This is a genomic window from Clostridium kluyveri (genome assembly GCF_001902295.1).
In the GTDB taxonomy this organism is placed as follows: domain Bacteria; phylum Bacillota; class Clostridia; order Clostridiales; family Clostridiaceae; genus Clostridium_B; species Clostridium_B kluyveri_B.
In genome coordinates this window covers 1-20,800 of sequence record NZ_CP018335.1, presented here as the reverse complement: position 1 = coordinate 20,800, position 20,800 = coordinate 1, and the positions used below count along the sequence as shown (strand labels likewise).

At 33.6% G+C, this 20,800-nt stretch carries 12 protein-coding genes, 2 tRNA genes and 3 rRNA genes; all 17 read right to left on the bottom strand.

Annotated features, from left to right (window positions below):
• Positions 1–311 precede the first annotated feature (311 nt).
• The 17 genes from BS101_RS00085 to dnaA all read right to left on the bottom strand — a co-directional run bounded on the left by BS101_RS00085 (position 312) and on the right by dnaA (position 20,800).
• Entirely contained in the window at positions 312–659 is a 348-nt protein-coding gene (locus BS101_RS00085) for a DUF1667 domain-containing protein (protein WP_073536994.1), read from the bottom strand.
• Between the two features lie 17 nt (positions 660–676).
• Positions 677–2,071, bottom strand: coding sequence for an NAD(P)/FAD-dependent oxidoreductase (locus tag BS101_RS00080; protein ID WP_073536993.1), 1,395 nt, complete (start codon positions 2,069–2,071; stop codon positions 677–679).
• 48 nt (positions 2,072–2,119) lie between these two features.
• On the bottom strand, positions 2,120–4,834 hold the full coding sequence (locus BS101_RS00075; protein WP_073536992.1) for a UPF0182 family protein: 2,715 nt from the start codon (positions 4,832–4,834) through the stop codon (positions 2,120–2,122).
• A gap of 37 nt (positions 4,835–4,871) precedes the next feature.
• Positions 4,872–5,387 carry a transcription repressor NadR gene (locus BS101_RS00070; protein WP_073536991.1) on the bottom strand — a complete coding sequence of 172 codons (516 nt, stop codon included), beginning with the start codon at positions 5,385–5,387 and terminating at the stop codon, positions 4,872–4,874.
• Positions 5,388–5,542: 155 nt separating this feature from the next.
• Entirely contained in the window at positions 5,543–5,956 is a 414-nt protein-coding gene (locus BS101_RS00065) for an HD domain-containing protein (RefSeq protein WP_083585609.1), read from the bottom strand.
• A 175-nt stretch (positions 5,957–6,131) separates the two neighbouring features.
• Positions 6,132–6,207: transfer RNA gene (locus tag BS101_RS00060), tRNA-Ala, on the bottom strand.
• Between the two features lie 3 nt (positions 6,208–6,210).
• Positions 6,211–6,287: transfer RNA gene (locus BS101_RS00055), tRNA-Ile, on the bottom strand.
• A gap of 9 nt (positions 6,288–6,296) precedes the next feature.
• Positions 6,297–6,413, bottom strand: a 5S ribosomal RNA gene (gene rrf / locus BS101_RS00050).
• A 57-nt stretch (positions 6,414–6,470) separates the two neighbouring features.
• A 23S ribosomal RNA gene (locus tag BS101_RS00045) occupies positions 6,471–9,367 on the bottom strand.
• A gap of 574 nt (positions 9,368–9,941) precedes the next feature.
• Positions 9,942–11,454: ribosomal RNA gene (locus tag BS101_RS00040) — 16S ribosomal RNA — on the bottom strand.
• The 16S, 23S and 5S rRNA genes sit together here with 2 tRNA genes alongside, the layout of an rRNA operon.
• 564 nt (positions 11,455–12,018) lie before the next feature.
• Positions 12,019–14,439 (bottom strand): DNA gyrase subunit A, encoded by a 2,421-nt coding sequence (gene gyrA / locus BS101_RS00035; RefSeq protein WP_073536989.1) that lies wholly within the window; start codon positions 14,437–14,439, stop codon positions 12,019–12,021.
• A 16-nt stretch (positions 14,440–14,455) separates the two neighbouring features.
• A complete protein-coding gene (gene gyrB / locus BS101_RS00030; protein WP_073536988.1) occupies positions 14,456–16,369 on the bottom strand; it encodes a DNA topoisomerase (ATP-hydrolyzing) subunit B in 1,914 nt (637 codons plus the stop codon).
• Between the two features lie 21 nt (positions 16,370–16,390).
• Complete coding sequence (gene remB / locus BS101_RS00025) at positions 16,391–16,654, bottom strand: extracellular matrix regulator RemB (RefSeq protein ID WP_011988618.1); 264 nt, start codon at positions 16,652–16,654, stop codon at positions 16,391–16,393.
• A 19-nt stretch (positions 16,655–16,673) separates the two neighbouring features.
• On the bottom strand, positions 16,674–17,768 hold the full coding sequence (gene recF / locus BS101_RS00020; protein WP_073536987.1) for a DNA replication/repair protein RecF: 1,095 nt from the start codon (positions 17,766–17,768) through the stop codon (positions 16,674–16,676).
• Between the two features lie 80 nt (positions 17,769–17,848).
• Positions 17,849–18,055, bottom strand: a complete 207-nt coding sequence (yaaA, locus tag BS101_RS00015) for a S4 domain-containing protein YaaA (protein WP_011988616.1) — start codon at positions 18,053–18,055, stop codon at positions 17,849–17,851.
• A gap of 27 nt (positions 18,056–18,082) precedes the next feature.
• Positions 18,083–19,186 (bottom strand): DNA polymerase III subunit beta, encoded by a 1,104-nt coding sequence (dnaN, locus tag BS101_RS00010; RefSeq protein WP_073536986.1) that lies wholly within the window; start codon positions 19,184–19,186, stop codon positions 18,083–18,085.
• A gap of 258 nt (positions 19,187–19,444) precedes the next feature.
• Positions 19,445–20,800, bottom strand: coding sequence for a chromosomal replication initiator protein DnaA (gene dnaA, locus BS101_RS00005; protein WP_073536985.1), 1,356 nt, complete (start codon positions 20,798–20,800; stop codon positions 19,445–19,447).

The window sequence follows — 20,800 nt, the reverse complement described above, 5'->3', positions numbered from 1 at the left end:
ATACCTCTCAAGGACCAAAGACTCCGTGTTGACACTCCAATTACCCAATAACCACTTAATGATTATTCTCAAAGATTATGACGATATAATATGATTTATTAATATTTCAAAGACAAATTAACAATATCATTATATCAACTTACACCAAAACACTGACTCCCCTAAATAATTATATAAAGCTAATAATCTATTTATCAGTTAATTTTATTTTTAGATTACACAAAATTAGTCTAATATTGATATATAACTACATATCCATCATTTATTATAACCAACATGTAGAAAATAATAAAGTAAAAACTAAAAATTTATTACTTTCTTTTATCAATACTTTTAGTGCAGATTATATCAACTCCAGTATTTAATATATTCTTACAAATTATATCTCCCATTTTTATAGGTGCTCCAACATGTATCCTACTTAAAACCTTTGAACATTCTACCCATAAATTCTTATTTAAAGGTCTGGAACTCTTTACTGGTACTACATTATAATTTGAACCCTTTATTCTAACAATAGTGGTAAATATGCCACATTCACTATAAATATTTAATTTGGTGAGATTGTCCTTTTCACTATATAAATGATTATTGATTTTTAAATCATCATTTATATCAAACTTTTCATTGCACTCACTACAAATTACTTCTTTAACCAATTTATAATTCCTCCTGATCACATCTCGTCAAATTCTTTTATTCTACCCAATATGATATTAGAATCTTTAGAATCCTTAAGTATATCTGTCATATCTTTGTTTATCTCTCTGGCCAAAATTGATGCAACTTTACAAAGGCATTGAGATCCTTTACAATTTCCAAAAGTAGCATTTGTCCTTCGCCTTATTCCCTCTATAGTACGTGCTCCAAGAGGTCTCCTTATGGAATCTATAATTTCACCTTCTGTAATTTTCTTGCAATAACATATTATTTTCCCATACTTTTTATCCAAATTTATTATATTTTGTCTGTCTATATTTAAGAGATCCCTAAATTTATAGACTTCTCTTCTTTTATCTATAAAATCTTTTTTTAAAACACAGTTCAAATTACTAACTATAGTTTCACATACTATATTTGTAATCGCCGGAGTCATGGTAACTTGACCATAATGTTTTCCAAATATCCTAATATAGCCTTTATCAATTAGACTATCATCTATAATTAAAAAATCATCATAAAATGTAGATTCATAAAATGGTATTATATTCTTCTCTGATACATTTTTTATAAAATATTTAATTTTCCTTAATCCCTCTTCATTACTTATTTTTCTATTGTTCTTTAAAACTATTAATATCCCATTTTCTTTAGTAGGAATAGTGTATATTTTTTCATCATTTTCTCCAATAACAGATATGATATTTTTATATGCTTTAGATGAGTTTTCTTCCAAAAGAAAATATTTTAAATACTTCTTTTTTTTATTAAATTTATTTTCCTTATCTATGCTATAACTTTCTCTTGGAGTAGTATTTACAACCATATTACAAGTAAATTTATTCTTATTAGTTATTACTCTAAATCCCTTAGATATATTTTTTATATCTAAGACTTCTTCTCCTAATTTAAAATTCACACCATTATCAAAAGCAATCTCACCATATGAAATTGCTAAGTCATATGGTGAAATAACTGCTGTATTTTTAGAATAAATAGCCTTTCTTATATTTCTATTTAAACTTGGTTCTAAATTATATATATCTTTAGAATTATTGAGTAAATATATATTTTCTATACCCCTATTTAACGCTGTATCATACATCTTAACTAATTTTTCTTCACTTTTTCTGCTGTCTGCTAATAATAAATATCCCTTTTTTTTAAAGAATATATTAAACTTGGAGGCAAGTTCAGGCATAATTTTATTCCCCATGAGTTCTAATTTTGATAATAGAGTATCCTCACATTCTAGTCCATCGTAAACTATAGAAGAATCTATTAAAGCTACGTCATCTGCTATATCATAATCTTTCTCAATCAATGCTATATTTAAGTTATATTTCGAAAGTTCATATGAAACCGCACATCCTACTATTCCACCGCCTAATATAAGTACATCATAATCCATATTAAATCTTCCCTTCAACAAAAACAAGATTATTTAATTTTACATCTTTTATTTTTGTAACGAATCTATTATATCACCAAGTTTTTTAATATTTTCTCCATACTTTGACCAATCCCCATTTTTCTGAGCTTCCAATGCCTGCTCATACAAACTTTTCGCCTCTTTTAACTTTTCTGCATTAATATCATAAGAAGGCGTTTCTATTTGAGATTCACTGGAATTTTCCTGATTGTAATCTTGTTTATAACTGAATATCTGCTGCAGTGCATCATCTATACTTTCAGCTAATACCATTTTATCACTATAAGATACTATAACTCTTTTCATCTCTGGTATGCCTTCTTTTCCACTAGCTCTTAAATACATAGGCTCCACATAAACAAGAGATTGATTAATAGGAACTATTATGGTGTCACCAAATTGAACTTCAGAACCATCTTTATTCCAAAGAGATAACTGACTAGATATTGTAGTATCTTGATTTAGCTTTTGCTTAAATAAATAAGGACTATATACAGTTTTTTCTGCAGGAAATTTATAGAGAACCATCTTCCCGTAATTTTCCCCATCCATTCTAACGCCAAACAATGCTACCATATTATCTTTATCTCTCATGTTAAAATACTGTAATAATATCATTTCCTCTTTCTGCTCATTTGGAAGTTTCATAACCATATATGAAGAATCCATTGAATATTTTTCCCCACTGACTTGCTTTTGATTTTTAGCTACTTCCCATAGATCTTCACCACTATAAAATACCCCAGGATCTGTTACATGATACTTCCCAAGTACACTGCATTGAATATTAAATAAATCTTTTGGATATTTAAAATGTTGAACTATATCCGGTGATAATTTATTCATATCTTTAAATAAATCTGGAAATATCTTGGCATAGCTCTGTACTATAGGATCACTCTTATCCATTATATAGAAATTAACATTTCCATTTTCAGCATCTACAGTAACTTTCACAGAATTTCTTATATAATTTAAATTATTTTGTGGTTGTGCGAAAGGATACCTATCTGAAACAGTATATCCATCTAATATCCAATAAAGTTTACCGCCACTCATAACTATATAAGGATCCGAATCATAATTTAAAAATGGTGCGATTTTACTTACTCTATCCTTTATACTTCTATTTATTAATATTTTACTTTCTTTTAATATGTCACGAGATAAAAGAAAGTTTATATCTTTTTGATTTATTGCAAACAATATTCTATTAATAAATCCTAATTTTATTCCTGCACTACCATCATAATTATTAGTTGCATTTTCACTGCCTTTTGGATAATCAAACTCCTTTAACTTGGTATCAACTATAGCATAATCATCAGTTTTTTCACCAAAATATATTCTTGCATTATCAAGCTTTATATCTGTAGAGTTTTGAGGAGGCATATCTTTTATAACAAAATTAGGTTGTCCTTCTGAAGTTACAGAATTAACTTTATTCATTACTATGCCATAACCATGGGTATATATAAGATGTCTATTTTGCCAGGTATTAGGATCTATAGCTTTAGTATTTATTTCTCTAGTACCTATAAATATCTGATTGAATTTTCCATTTATATTATATCTATCCACGTCAATATTATTAAATTTATAATAATATCTTATTATTTGAACCTGATTGTAAAATTCTAAAGTAGGCTCAAAAGAATTTATCCTTATATTATTTATTGTATCCATATTGTTATCTATATCCTGTGAAGTTAAATTATCTTTAACTTGAAAAGGATTAGCATCAATATTTTCAATATTAAATGCTTTACGAGTATAATCAATATTATATTTTATATAAGGTTGCTCTAATGTTTTTTGATTAGATTTTACAATAAAATTTTGAACTACAGTATAAGACAAACTTTTAATTAAAATTAAGGCTACTATTACAGTTATGGATACTATTATAGGTTTAACTTTACTTACAAGTATACTTATAAATATAATTACAGCTGAAATAATTGATGCTGCTGCTATTATCTTATATAATAATAAACTTACATGAGCATCTGTATAGCCTGCACCAAAAGTTACACCTTTTTGGCTATATACAAGTCCAATACATTTTAAAATATATCCTATGGATACACAAATCATTACAAGTGCAGCTAAAACTGCTAACTGTTTCCCAGCGAACCTGGTTATCCCACTATTTAAAATATCTATTTTACCGGAATCCTTTTTAAAATTTCTCCATATTACCTTATCTTTGACACTTAATATAAAATAGGTAACTAGAGTTATCAATCCTAAAAAAATTATTAGACTTAAAATCATACTATGTAAGGATTGTATAAGTGGCAATTTAAATATATAAAAAGATACATCTAAATTTAAAATTGGATCTTTAATATTAAAAGGAACGGAATTATTAAATTGTAAAATTCTATACCAATAAGTCGCTGCAAATGCATAGGAAAATAAAAATGACACAATAAAATTTACAATAATAAATATCCTTTTTTCATTTTTAACTTTATTATTATTTACTTCAAAAGCCCTTCTATACTTTATAATACTTAACCTTAAACTTCTCCAATAAAGTACTATACTTATATAAATTATTATAAATAAAGGTATCATAAGTTTACATATGGCTATAAGCTTTGTAAAATAAACCGTTAAATATCCCACTTCTTTATACCATTCTACATTGATTATGAAATCTACAATTTTATTCAAAAATAAAATACATACAAATAAAATTACTATTAAACTACTCCACAGCATTTTCCTCTTCACAATATCACCTCTTTTTTATAAATATAATCGATATAATTTAATCATAGATTATATAATTTTTATTTTTTAATTCACCTTTTATATTTTCAAGTATATCATAATTTTCTGCCACTATAGTATGTAAATGAACTCCTCCTGTTAATATAAGCAGCGGTTCTGCCCTATGTTCTTTCACCTTATTCATAAAATTTTCTATATCATATAAGGTCTTTATCATAAGCATGGCTTTTATTTCTCCATAAATAGAATGTTCCACTATTACATCTTGAACTTTACCGCCAAATTTAACTATAGCTTTAAGTTCATCCTCTATTTCAGTGGTTTTATGAGAAACTGCTATTACCTGTTTTACTAAATTTTTTTCGGATTTTGGAATTAAATATCCCTCTGGAGTTGCTATTATATCTGTGCCTTCTGCTCTTAGAATAGCTATATCTTTAACTATTATCTGTCTGGTAACACCTAACTTTTCGGATAAAATATGACCTTTTTGAGGCATATCACTTTTCTCTAAAATTTCTCTAATATATATTCTTCTTTCTTTAGAATTCATTATAACCTCCAATACTATACTCCAAAATATAAATAATGATCTTACTTATATTCTAACATTATATAATAAAAACTTAAATACTTTTCCATATATGAACAATTTATTTAATTATATCAAACGATTCCCAAGTAAGGTCAAAGTGTATCTACTATAATTTAATTTTTTTTATCATAAAATCTAAGTGTATTTAATTCCAGATTATTGTATATTTCAAAATTATGATGATGCTCTACTAAATAAAGTAATTTTTTATCACATTTTATTCTTTCCAATAATTCTCTTCCAATTCTACCATGATTATAATATACATTTATTTTTTCATTTTTAAAAAAACTTTTTATTTTTCCTTTAGATATACTATTCAATAATACTATTATAGATTTATCTATCAAATTCAGTTTTCTATATATCTTGCCTATGTCATGTAGAAGTGCCGCTTTCAATAATAAATCCATATCAATTTCATTATTTTCTTTACAAAAAAATTTTATATCATATGCCACTTTTATAGAATGTTTCTGTTCTTGTATAGATAATTTGTTAAATAATTCTAATTCTTTTACATTCAAAATATTTGTTACAAATTTAATATCATTTTCATTAACCTTAGACGTAATAGCCCAATAAAACTGTTTTATTCTATAAAATATATGTGTTCATCTCCCTTCAAATGCAGAGTAGACAGTATATATTAAAAATTAAGATATAAAGAAAAGAACTACATCTACTATGTAGTTCTTTTCTTGGTGGAGATAAAGAGATTCGAACTCTTGACCCTCTGCGTGCAAGGCAGATGCTCTCCCAGCTGAGCTATACCCCCATATGGTGGACCTTCAGGGACTCGAACCCCGGACCAACCGGTTATGAGCCGGTTGCTCTAACCAACTGAGCTAAAGATCCTTATTCTTTATCCGGCAGCGACCTGCTCTCCCACAGGGCCTCCCCTGCAGTACCATGGGCACTGTGGAACTTAACCTTCCTGTTCGAAATGGTAAGGGGTGTTGCCTCCACGTTATTGCCACCAGATTTGTATTCTCTTGTTCAGAAGACTTTATCCCCTGAAAATTGCACAGTAAATATTATTTGGTCAAGCCCTCGACCTATTAGTATCAGTCAGCTTAACATGTTGCCATGCTTACACCCCTGACCTATCTCCTCCTCTTCTCGGAGGGGTCTTACTGGCTTTCGCCATGGGAAATCTTGTCTTGGGGTGGGCTTCACACTTAGATGCTTTCAGCGTTTATCCCTTCCCGACTTAGCTACCCAGCTGTGCTCCTGGCGGAACAACTGGTTCACCAGCGGTCAGTCCATCCCGGTCCTCTCGTACTAGGGACAGCTCCCCTCAAATTTCCTACGCCCGCGACGGATAGGGACCGAACTGTCTCACGACGTTCTGAACCCAGCTCGCGTGCCGCTTTAATGGGCGAACAGCCCAACCCTTGGGACCTACTCCAGCCCCAGGATGCGACGAGCCGACATCGAGGTGCCAAACCTCCCCGTCGATGTGAACTCTTGGGGGAGATCAGCCTGTTATCCCCGAGGTAGCTTTTATCCGTTGAGCGATGGCCCTCCCACGAGGTACCACCGGATCACTAAGCCCGACTTTCGTCCCTGCTCCACCTGTGTGTGTCGCAGTCAAGCTCCCTTTTGCCTTTGCACTCTCCGAAGAATTTCCAACCCTTCTGAGGGAACCTTTGTACGCCTCCGTTACTCTTTTGGAGGCGACCGCCCCAGTCAAACTGCCCGCCTATCATTGTCCCGTGTCCAGTTTCATGCACTCCGGTTAGAATTCCAGTACTGCCAGGGTGGTATCCCAACGTTGACTCCAGAAATGCTGGCGCACTTCCTTCTCTGCCTCCCACCTATCCTGTACAGGCAATACCAAAATTCAGTGATAAACTGCAGTAAAGCTCTACGGGGTCTTTCCGTCCAATCGCGGGTAGCAAGCATCTTCACTTGCACTTCAATTTCGCCGGATTTGTTGTTGAGACAGTGCCCAAATCATTACGCCATTCGTGCGGGTCGGAACTTACCCGACAAGGAATTTCGCTACCTTAGGACCGTTATAGTTACGGCCGCCGTTTACTGGGGCTTAAGTTCTTGCCTTCGCTTACGCTAAGCAGTCCCCTTAACCTTCCAGCACCGGGCAGGCGTCAGCCCCTATACTTCAGCTTTCGCTTTAGCAGAGACCTGTGTTTTTGATAAACAGTTGCTTGGGCCTTTTCTCTGCGGCCTCTTTCGAGGCACTCCTTTTCCCTAAGTTACGGAGTCAATTTGCCGAGTTCCTTAACAACAATTCTTCCGATGGTCTTAGGATTCTCTCCTCACCTACCTGTGTCGGTTTGCGGTACGGGCACACTCCTGCTCCATAGAGACTTTTCTTGGCAGTGTGAAATCAGATACTCGTCCTTGCGGACTCCCCTTCAAAGCCCAGGATTATCGGACATACGGTTTTTCCTTTATGTCCTCCCTCACTCCTTGGACACACATCCATTCGTGTGCACATCCTATCCTTCTGCGTCATCCCTTCTGTTCTTTTTCGCAAAAATGTGGTACCGGAATCTCAACCGGTTGTCCATCGCCTACGCCTTTCGGCCTCGGCTTAGGTCCCGACTTACCCTGGGCGGACGAACCTTCCCCAGGAAACCTTAGGTTTTCGACCAATAAGATTCTCACTTATTTCTCGCTACTTATGCCAGCATTCTCTCTCCTGCACTGTCCACCATTCCTTCCGGTATGGCTTCTGCCTGTGCAGCATGCTCCTCTACCGCCCTTTCAGGCCCATAGCTTCGGTGGTAAGTTTTAGCCCCGGACATCTTCGGCGCATGACCTCTTGACTAGTGAGCTATTACGCACTCTTTAAATGTATGGCTGCTTCTAAGCCAACATCCTAGTTGTCTTCGAAATCACACATCCTTTTCCACTTAACTTACACTTCGGGACCTTAGCTGTTGGTCTGGGCTTTTTCCCTTTTGACTACGGATCTTATCATTCGCAGTCTGACTGCCGGGATTCAAGTATATGGCATTCGGAGTTTGATAAGGTTCGGTAACTGTTGTCAGCCCCTACCCCAGTCAGTGCTCTACCTCCATTACTCACTCCCGACGCTAGCCCTAAAGCTATTTCGAGGAGAACCAGCTATCTCCGAGTTCGATTGGAATTTCTCCGCTATCCACAGCTCATCCCATGGTTTTTCAACACCAACGTGGTTCGGTCCTCCACGAAATTTTACTTCCGCTTCAACCTGGCCATGGATAGGTCACCCGGTTTCGGGTCTACGGCATACAACTCCCCGCCCTTTTCAGACTCGGTTTCCCTTCGGCTCCGTACCTTAAGTACTTAACCTTGCTGCATACCGTAACTCGCTGGCTCGTTCTACAAAAAGCACGCCGTCGTACTTTAACGTACTTCGACTGTTTGTGGACACACGGTTTCAGGTTCTATTTCACTCCCCTCCCGGGGTTCTTTTCACCTTTCCCTCACGGTACTCCTCCTCTATCGGTCACCAGGTAGTATTTAGCCTTGGGAGGTGGTCCTCCCTGCTTCCCACAAGGTTTCTCGTGTCTCGTGGTACTCCGGTACAGGTTTTTTTGTTTCTGCTTTTCACTTACAGGGCTTTTACCTTCTGCGGCCCAACTTTCCAGTTGAATTCAATTAAGCTTCCACATTTTTTATTACCTGACCTCTACCCCGGAAACAAGTTTCCGGTTTGGGCTCTTTCCCTTTCGCTCGCCGCTACTTAGAAAATCGATTTTTCTTTCTCTTCCTCCGGGTACTTAGATGTTTCAGTTCCCCGGGTTTTCCCCTCCATGCCTATATATTCAGCATGCAGTACCTATTGTTTTATAGGTGGGTTTCCCCATTCGGACATCTCTGGTTCTCTGGCTATTTGCGCCTACCCAGAGCTTTTCGCAGCTTATCACGTCCTTCTTCGGCTCCTGGTGCCAAGGCATCCTCCATGCGCCCTTTGTAGCTTGACCTTGTTACCGAAAATTACTGCTAACTTCGCACAGCTTCGTCAAGCCTTTCCCTGCGGTGCTCATTTACACAAGTAAACTCTGCTCCTCACTCAAGTCTTTCCTCGCTCTGCTCGTTATCACTAATTTTCTTTTAAAAATTGCTACTAATTTTGTACAACTGCGTCAAATGCCTCACTGTGGTGCTCATTTACATAAGTAAATTCTGCTCCTCCTTCGGCCTTTTCCTTGCTGTACTCGTTATTATCAATTTTTATCCTTAGTTAATTATTATAACTGTTTGTTATAACCTATCTATAAGCATAACTTTAATTATACTTAATACTACAAAGGTTATTTCTAACCTTAGCTTTACTTCTTTTATTTACTGTGCAATTTTCAAAGGACAATTTCTTTCAACCTACAGTGCTTATCTAAAACTTACACCCTAAAATGAAAGCGGAATCTAGCTTTTAGTTGTCAACTTTCATTGCCAACTTACTATGATCCCTCAAAATTAAACAGAATAAAGGGTAACTTATTTATCTCAAATTCCAGCTTTTAAGGCAGGTTATTTCCCAGCCTTTCGACTCCTTAGAAAGGAGGTGATCCAGCCGCAGGTTCTCCTACGGCTACCTTGTTACGACTTCACCCCAATCACTAACCCCACCTTCGGCCGCGTCCTCCTTTTGGTTAGACTACGGACTTCGGGTGTTGCCAGCTCTCATGGTGTGACGGGCGGTGTGTACAAGACCCGGGAACGTATTCACCGCGACATGCTGATTCGCGATTACTAGCAACTCCAACTTCATGCAGGCGGGTTTCAGCCTGCAATCCGAACTGGGGGCAGTTTTTGAGATTTGCTCCTCCTCGCGGTATTGCTTCTCTCTGTTCTGCCCATTGTAGCACGTGTGTTGCCCTGGACATAAGGGGCATGATGATTTGACGTCATCCCCACCTTCCTCCACGTTAACCGCGGCAGTCTCGTTAGGGTGCCCACCTTTACGTGATGGCAACTAACGACAGGGGTTGCGCTCGTTGCAGGACTTAACCTAACATCTCACGACACGAGCTGACGACAACCATGCACCACCTGTCTCCCTGCCCCGAAGGGCTTCCTCCATTACGAGTTATTCAGGGGATGTCAAGTCCAGGTAAGGTTCTTCGCGTTGCTTCGAATTAAACCACATGCTCCGCTGCTTGTGCGGGTCCCCGTCAATTCCTTTGAGTTTTAATCTTGCGATCGTACTTCCCAGGCGGAGTACTTATTGTGTTTACTGCGGCACAGGGGGGGTCGATACCCCCTACACCTAGTACTCATCGTTTACGGCGTGGACTACCAGGGTATCTAATCCTGTTTGCTACCCACGCTTTCGTGCCTCAGCGTCAGTTACAGTCCAGAGAATCGCCTTCGCCACTGGTGTTCTTCCTAATCTCTACGCATTTCACCGCTACACTAGGAATTCCATTCTCCTCTCCTGCACTCTAGATATCCAGTTTGAAATGCACTGCCCGGGTTAAGCCCGGGTCTTTCACATCTCACTTAAATATCCGCCTGCACACCCTTTACGCCCAGTAATTCCGGACAACGCTCGCCACCTACGTATTACCGCGGCTGCTGGCACGTAGTTAGCCGTGGCTTCCTCTTCCGGTACCGTCATTATCGTCCCGGATGACAGAGCTTTACGATCCGAAAACCTTCTTCACTCACGCGGCGTTGCTGCATCAGGGTTTCCCCCATTGTGCAATATTCCCCACTGCTGCCTCCCGTAGGAGTCTGGACCGTATCTCAGTTCCAATGTGGCCGTTCACCCTCTCAGGTCGGCTACGCATCGTCGCCTTGGGGGGCTTTTATCCCTCCAACTAGCTAATGCGACGCGGGCCCATCTCAAAGCGGATTTCTCCTTTAAGGTATTTACCATGCGATATTTACCTTTTATGCGGTATTAATCTCCCTTTCGGGAGGCTATCCCCCTCTTTGAGCCAGGTTACCCACGTGTTACTCACCCGTCCGCCGCTAATCCATCCCCGAAGGGACTTCTTCGCTCGACTTGCATGTGTTAGGCACGCCGCCAGCGTTCGTCCTGAGCCAGGATCAAACTCTTAATTTAAAAGTTTTTGACTCATCTTTAAAATTACCATTAGCTTCGCCCAGCGACCTCATATGCCTCATTCCGGTGCTCAATTACATAAGTAAGTTCCGCTCCTCATTCAGCCTTTTCCTCGCTGTACTCGCTACTAGCAATTTTAGTATATCTCTTTCAGCAGAATACTGCTTGAATATACTACATTACGAAATTACTCTCTTTACTGCTTTCGCAGCTCAAAAGAATTGCTGGTTTATTCTTAATAAATAAGTTTACCTATCTTCCTTATTCTGTTTAATTTTCAAGGATCAATATTTTTTACATTATGTTGTAACGCCATTTAAGTACTATTAAATGTAGTGAATCTTTGCAAGTAAAACTGTTACAACCCCTTGCGACTTTTACATTCTATCATTTAAATTTAATGTCGTCAATACATTTTAAAATATTTTTTTTACATATAGACAAATAATTTTTTTATTTTTCAATTTTTGCAGTAAAATGTCTAAAATCAAGAATATCTAGGAACTTCATCCAGAAAAAGACATCCTTGATTTTATTTAAAACAATTCTTAATAACTAAATCTATTATTCAGTACAATTTATTTTAGCTATAGCTACAACTCTTTGTTCCTCTTCTGTACGCATGAGGGTGACTCCCATAGCATTTCTACTAGTAGTAGAAATATCAGATACATTAAGCCTTATAGCTACATTACTACTATTTATGAGCATCATCTCATCCTCATCTTTTACAACTCTAGCACCTACTATTAAGCCTGTTTTTTCCGTAGATTTATAGGTTATAATTCCTTTTCCGCCTCTTTTATGAATAGTATATTCAGTTACTGGAGTTCTTTTTCCGAATCCATTTTCACTAACTACCAAAATATCTTCATCATTACTTGCAATATCCATGGCAACAGCAATATCTTTTTTTCTTAAGGTTATAGCTTTAACTCCTGTCGTATTTCTTCCAGTGGGCCTTACATCTTTTTCACTAAATCTTATAGCGTATCCATTTTTAGTGAAAATTAACACTTCACTATCACCCGTAGTCATTTTAACACCTATAAGTTCATCTCCATCTCTTAAATTTATAGCATTTAACCCATTTTTCCTTATAGATGCATATTGATTTATTTCAGTCTTTTTAACTAATCCCTGTTTAGTAGCCATTATAAAATAATTATCATCATCAATCTCTTTAAAAGATATAACTGCTTGAATTTGATCATCTCCATCCAAAGGCAACAGATTAACCAGATTAGTACCTTTAGCTGTCCTACCTGCATCAGGAATTTCATAACCTTTTAATTTGTATACTTTCCCCTTATTGGTAAAAAATAAAATATGACTGTGAGTGGAAGTAATAAATATATGCTCTACAAAATCATCTTCTTTTGTAGTCATGGCTTGTATTCCCTTTCCACCTCTTCTCTGAGAAGAATAAGTATCTGCAGAAATTCTTTTTATGTATCCTGCATGAGTTAAAGTTATAACCACTTCTTCTTCTTCGATAAGATCCTCAATATTTATATCATCATTACTTATTTGTATTTCAGTTCTTCTTTCATCACCATATTTATCTCTTATTTCGATTAATTCATCCTTAATCATATTTAATAGAATTGATTTATTCTCTAATATTTCCTTAAGGTGTTTTATTATATCCATTAGTTCATTATATTCATTTTCAATTTTTTCTCTTTCAAGTCCTGTAAGCCTTTGAAGTCTCATATCCAAAATAGCCTGTGCCTGTTTTTCAGAAAGATTAAATTTATCTATTAAACCATTTCGTGCGATTTCTGTAGTTTTAGATGATCTTATTAGATTTATTACCTCATCAATATAGTCCAATGCTATTCTTAACCCTTCGAGAATGTGAGCTCTTGCTTCTGCTTTATCTAATTCAAATTTAGTCCTTCTGGTCAAAATCTCTTCTTGAAATTTCAAATAATGTACAAGCATCTGTTTCAAATTTAAAACTTTAGGCTCATTATCCACAAGTGTTAGCATTATAACTCCAAAAGTATCCTGCATTCTTGTATGTTTATACAACTGATTTAAAGTTATATTAGCATTGGCATCTCTTTTTAATTCTACAACAATTCTCATTCCATCTCTATCTGATTCATCTCTAATATCTGATATACCATCTATTCTTTTATTTTTAACTAAATCCGCCATATTTTCTATAAGTTTAGATTTATTTACCTGGTATGGAATCTCAGTTATTACTATTCTATTTTTGCCTTTTTCTTCTTGAATTTCAGTTTTAGCCCTTACTATTATTTTTCCTCTTCCGGTTTCATAAGCACTTTTTATGCCAGATGTACCAACTATTATTCCCGCTGTTGGAAAATCAGGTCCTTTTATAGATGTCATAAGTTCGTAAATAGTAACTTCTGGATTCTCTATTATCATTATAACCCCATTTATAACTTCAACAAGATTATGTGGTGGTATATTGGTAGCCATACCTACTGCTATTCCTGCAGAACCATTTACAAGTAAATTTGGAAATCTTGAAGGTAAAACCACTGGTTCCTTTTCCTCACCATCGAAATTTGGAATAAAGTCTACTGTATTTTTATTTATTCCCCTTAACATTTCAACAGTTATTTTATCCATTTTGGCTTCTGTATATCTCATAGCTGCAGCGCTATCTCCATCTACAGAGCCAAAATTTCCATGACCATCAACTAAAGTATATCTAATAGAAAAGTCCTGAGCCATTCTAACAAGAGCATCATAAACAGATGAATCTCCATGTGGATGGTATTTACCTAAAACATCTCCTACAATTCTTGCACATTTCCTATATCCTTTTTCAGGAGTAATTCCCAGTTCATACATAGAATATAATATTCTTCTATGAACTGGTTTTAACCCATCACGTACATCTGGAAGTGCACGACTGACAATAACACTCATCGCATAATCTATATAACTTTTTTTCATCTCTTGACTTATGTCTATCGGTAAAACTTTTCCTTCATCAAACATCAATTACACCTCTTTACTATATATCTAAGTTAACAACTTTCTTTGCATTTTCTATTATAAAATCTTTACGAGGTTCTACTTTGTCACCCATAAGTATAGTAAAAATTTCATCTGCAACAATTGTATCTTCCACATTAACTTGTATTAAAGTTCTTGTTTCTGGATTCATAGTAGTATCCCATAGCTGTTCAGAATCCATTTCTCCAAGTCCTTTATATCTTTGTATATTTACATTACTATTTTTTCCTCCTATTTCATTAAGTAATATTTCCAATTCTTTATCTGAGTAAGCATAATAGTCTTTTTTATTTTTAGCTACTTTGTATAGAGGTGGTTGAGCTATATAAACATGACATTTTTCAACAAGTTCTCTCATATATCTATAAAAAAAGGTGAGCAGTAATGTTCTTATATGTGCACCATCTACATCCGCATCTGTCATTATTATTATCTTATTGTATCTTATCTTACTAATATCAAAATCTTTTCCTATTCCTGCTCCAAATGCCGTTATCATAGCTCTTATTTCTTCATATCCCAGTATTTTATCAAGTCTTTGCTTTTCTACATTCATTATTTTACCCCTCAGAGGAAGTATAGCTTGAAATCTTCTATCCCTACCCTGTTTGGCTGATCCACCTGCTGAATCTCCCTCAACTAAATATACTTCACATTCAGATGGATCTTTAGATGAGCAATCTGCAAGTTTTCCTGGAAGAGATGTATTTTCAAGTACAGTTTTACGTCTTGTAAGTTCTCTTGCTTTCCTCGCTGCCTCTCTTGCACGTGACGCAACCAGTGATTTATCGATTATAATTTTTGCAGCTTGAGGATTCTCTTGTAAAAAATCGCTTAAAGATTCTGCCATTATATTATCAACTATACCCCTAACTTCACTATTTCCAAGTTTTGTTTTAGTTTGGCCTTCAAATTGAGGATCTACAAGTTTTATAGATATTACTGCAGTAATACCTTCTCTTATATCCTCTCCTGATAAATTTTTATCATTTTCTTTCAATATGTTAAATTTTTTTGCATAATCGTTAAAAACTCTTGTTAAGGCGGATTTAAACCCTGCTAGATGAGTTCCCCCCTCTATTGTATCTATATTATTTGCAAAAGAAAAAATATTTTCAGAATATCCATTATTGTATTGAAAAGCAATTTCTACAGAGTAATCACCTTTAATGCCTTCTACATATATTGGCTCTTTGTGAATTGTTTGTTTATTTCTATTAAGGTAGGTTACAAAAGATTTTATTCCTCCTTCATAGTGAAATAGTTCTCCTTTACCACTTCTTTCATCTTTTAAGGTTATGGCTATACCTTTATTCAAAAATGCCAGTTCTCTGAGTCTTTGAGAAAGCATATCATAATCGAAATCTACTTCATCAAATATTTCTTTATCTGGCTTGAAGTATGTTTTTGTTCCATGTTCTTCACTATCCCCTATTATTTCTAATCCTGTAGCTACCTTACCTCTCTTAAATACCTGTTTCCATATATGTTTTTCTCTTTTTACTTCAACTTCACAAATTTCAGATAAAGCATTTACTACAGATGCACCAACTCCATGAAGGCCACCTGAAACCTTATAGCCACCACCGCCGAACTTTCCACCTGCATGTAATATTGTCATTATTACTTCTACTGTAGGTTTCTTTATTTTATGGTGTATACCAACCGGCATTCCTCTACCGTTGTCTGCGACTGTTACAGAGTTATCCTCATGTATAACCACATCTATTTTATCGCAATATCCTGCTAATGCTTCATCAATGCTATTATCTACTATTTCATATACTAGGTGATGAAGTCCTCTTAAACTGGTACTTCCAATATACATACCCGGTCTTTTTCTAACTGCCTCTAATCCTTCTAATATCTGTATTTGATTTTCATCATAAGTCTGTTTTTTTTCTTGTGGCATACCTATCCTCCTTATCTTATCTTAAAGTTCATAGTATAGAATTTCCGATCTCTTAGTCAATGTGGATGAAGATATAGGTGACAAGTAAATTTTACTTTTTTTATTTACTTCTGCAATAATAAAAGATTTAGGTTTATCATTTGTAATCTTTTGTATAAATCCATCTTCTTCAGCCATCCTTAAAAATTGAGTCGTATCAGAGCTATATGTTGAAGTCTCAACATTAAATATACCAATTACATCTTTTATTGGAACAACTATATTTTCGCCTAAGTGTAGAAACATGAGTAATCTCCTTTCAAAATTAAATTCTGCTAACTTTTCCTTTTTTTACAATAAATAATTGAGCTTCATCTATTATATTTTTTTTTATATCACCAATTTCAGTACAAGTTATAAATGTTTGTATTTCCTTTATAGAACTTAATATATATTTTTGCCTATTTTTATCCAATTCGGATAAAACATCGTCTAAAAGCAATACAGGATATTCTCCTATAATTTCTTTTATTATTTCAAGAGAAGCAAATTTCATAGTTAATATTGAAGTTCTTTGCTGTCCCTGAGAACCAAAATTTCTGACATTAATTCCATTTATATTCACAATAAAATCATCTCTATGGGGTCCATAGAGTGTAATGCCTTTATATATATCTTTTTTTCTATTAAATTCCAAAATTTCAAATAGATTATCTTCTATATTATCAAAATTTGTTAAACATGTTATATATCTAAATTCTATATTTTCAATTCCAGAAGTTATGTCACTGTGAATAACTTTTCCTTTTTCACTAAGTTTTTTTAAATACTCATTTCTAAGTTTTATTATAACTTCACCATACTTTGCTAATTGTTTATCATATACCTGAAGAATATCTATATAATTACCTTTGTTCCACTTTTTAAGAATAATATTTCTCGCAGTTAATACTTTATTATATTGAACTAAGCTATAATAATATTTTTTACTGAATTTACAAAGTTCAATATCTAAAAATTTTCTTCTATAAACAGGAGATTCCTTTATTATTTTTAAATCTTCCGGTGAAAACATAACTACATTAAGAACTCCCATGAGCTCAGATAATTTACTTACTTTTATAGAGTTTATATTTATTCCTTTTTTACCTTCTTTAAATATTTTTATTTCTATTTTCTTGTTAAATGATTTCTTTAATATGTGGACTTTTATGTATGACTCTTTATTGTCCCAATTTATTAATTCTTTATCCTTGCTTGTTCTGGGTGATTTACCTATACTGCAGTAATACATACTTTCCAATATATTTGTCTTTCCCTGTGCATTATCTCCTACGAATATATTTACATTTTTATCAAACTCTATATCTAACTCTTTGTAATTTCTAAAATTGATTAGTTTTAAATATTTTATATACATCAAAAACACCTATTTATAATTATATCACAAATGTATATTTGACAATTAATAATAAATTCTTAATGTTTATATATAATAAATTATATAATTTTATACGTATTTACTCCAAATTCAACTATATAGCCTTTAAATAACTTTCGTCCCCTCCTTGTTTCTATTTCTCCATTTACTTTTACCATACCGTCTTTTATAAATATCTTGGCTTCAGATCCTTGGGAAACTGCTCCACACCATTTTAAAAAAGAATCCAGCTTTATTGTATCTGTATTAATTTTAATTTCATCCATTTTACATTATCTCCAATTTATTTATTTTTAATTATTTAATAGCCTAACTGGCAGTACTAAGTAAATACAATTATTTTTTTTGCTGTTTTTTATAATACAAGGGCTTACACTACCTGAAAATTCCATCACAATTTCCTCATCTTCCATTATCTTAAGTACATCTATCAAATATTTTGAATTAAATGCAATTTGAAGTGTATCTCCCTCTAACAGTATGTTTAGCTCTTCCCTAACCATTCCTATCTGAGAATTAGAAGTTATAATCATATTATTCTGTTCTATTTTTAGCTTTATTAAATTTGTATTACTGTCCTTGGCCATTAATGAGGCTCTTTCAATACAATCTAACAATTCACTTTTATTAGCTGTTACTCTAAGACTATATTCTTCAGGAATTATAGAATTATATTTTATAAATTCTCCTTGTAACAGTCTGGATATAACTTTTGTATTTATTAAATTAAATAATATGTGATTGGGAGTGAAAGTTATATTTACGCTTTCATTATCATCATCTAAAATCTTTGAAACTTCATTTAACGTTTTTCCTGGAATAACAGCATTTATTACATTTTCATTATCTAAAAATTCAGATTTTAAAGCTAATCTATATCCATCTAAAGCTACTAGATTTAATTTTTTATTTTTAATTTCAAATAAAATACCTGTAAGTATAGGTCTTGCCTCATCCTGTGCTGTAGCAAATATAGTACTTTTTATCATATTTTTTAATGTATTTTGAGGTATAGAAAAAAATATATTTTCGTTTATGTTAGGTATTTCAGGAAAATCTTCTGCATTCATGTGAATAATATTAAATTTTGATTTTTGGCATAATATTTCTACAGAGTTATTCTCAGTTGTGGATATATATATATTATCGTTTGGTAATTTTCGTATGATATCTCCAAATATTCTAGAATCAATTACTATGGATCCTTCTTCTTGTACTTCTGCTTGTATGGTTGTTATTATACTCAAGTCTATATCAGAACCCGTTAGTTTTATTGTATCGTTATGAGCTTCTAAAAGTATGCCATTTAATACGGGCATACTGGATTTACCAGTTATTGCTTTTTGAACCGTAAATATGGATTCTTGTAATTTGTTTTTTGTACATAGGAATTTCATCTAAGTACCTCCTTTTTTGTTAGTATTATTTATATAGATAGATAATTATATCTAGTAGTAGTAGTAGTAGGGGCTGTGGATATGTTGATAAGTCTTAAAAACGTTGATATAACTTAAAAAAGAATAAAAAATAAGTGTGGATAAGTAAGTGGATAAAATTTATATTATCCACATTATCCACATTATTAAAAAAAAATAATAAGTGTAATATCTTTTTTATTTAATATTAACATAGTTATCAACAATGTGTGTTAATAATTATTGTTGATCTAATCTTTTAGTTAGATCATTCACAGCATTTTTAAGACTTTCATCTTTTTTTAAATTATTGGATATCTTTTCATAAGCATGTATTACAGTTGTGTGATCTCTTCCACCGAATTCTTCTCCTATTTTAGGTAGGGACATATCTGTAAGTTTTCTACACAAATACATAGCTATTTGTCTTGGAAAAGCCACATTTCTGGTTCTCCTTGATGATTTAAAATCAGATACTTTCAAATTATAATAGTTAGATACTACATCTTGTATTAATTCTATTGTAACTTGTTTTGACTGTCCACTTGATATTATATCTTTTAGTGCTTCTATTGCCAAATCTACACTTATTTCTTTATTTGTAAGTGATGAAAAGGCAACTATTCGTATTAAAGCTCCCTCTAGTTCCCGTATATTTGATTTGATTTTTGTTGCTATGTATGCCATTACCTCGTTTGGAATATTTAATTTTTCAACATCAGCTTTCTTTTTTAATATAGCCATTCTTGTTTCAAAGTCAGGGGGTTGGATATCAGCTATAAGCCCCCATTCAAATCTAGATCTAAGTCTGTCTTCCAGTGTAGGTATTTCCTTTGGGGGTCTATCACTTGATAGAATTATTTGTTTGTTAGCTTCATATAGTGCATTGAAAGTGTGAAAAAATTCTTCCTGAGTTCTTTCTTTACCAGCTATAAATTGAATATCATCTATAAGTAAAACATCTATGTTTCTATATTTGCTTCTAAATTCAACATTTTTATCATCTTTTATAGAATTTATTAATTCATTAGTGAATTTTTCAGAAGAAACATATACTACTTTACAGCTAGTATTATTATGCAATATGTGATGTCCTATAGCGTGCATTAGATGGGTTTTACCTAAACCTACACCTCCATATATAAATAAAGGATTATATGCTTTTGCTGGTGATTCTGCTACAGCAAGAGATGCTGCATGGGCAAATCTGTTACTGTTACCTATGACAAATGAGGTGAAAGTATATTTTGGGTTTAACATAGCTGACATTTCATCTGTTACTATTATTGAACCTTTTATATTTTGTTCATTTATAGTATCTAAAGTTAAAAATTCTTCGGGTAATTCAGATGAAATTAAAAATTTAACATTGTATTTTTGTGAAGTAACCATCTGCAGCGCCCTAATTATTAAATCAGTATATTTATTGCTTAGTATACCTTTGGTAAGGTCATTTGGTACAGTTAACATAAATGTATCATTTTCAATAGATATAGGAGTAATACTTTTGATCCACGTATTAAAGCTTACTTCAGTAGTCTCACCTTTTATTATGTTTAAGCATTGTTCCCATATTTCTTTTGGATGGGCATTCAT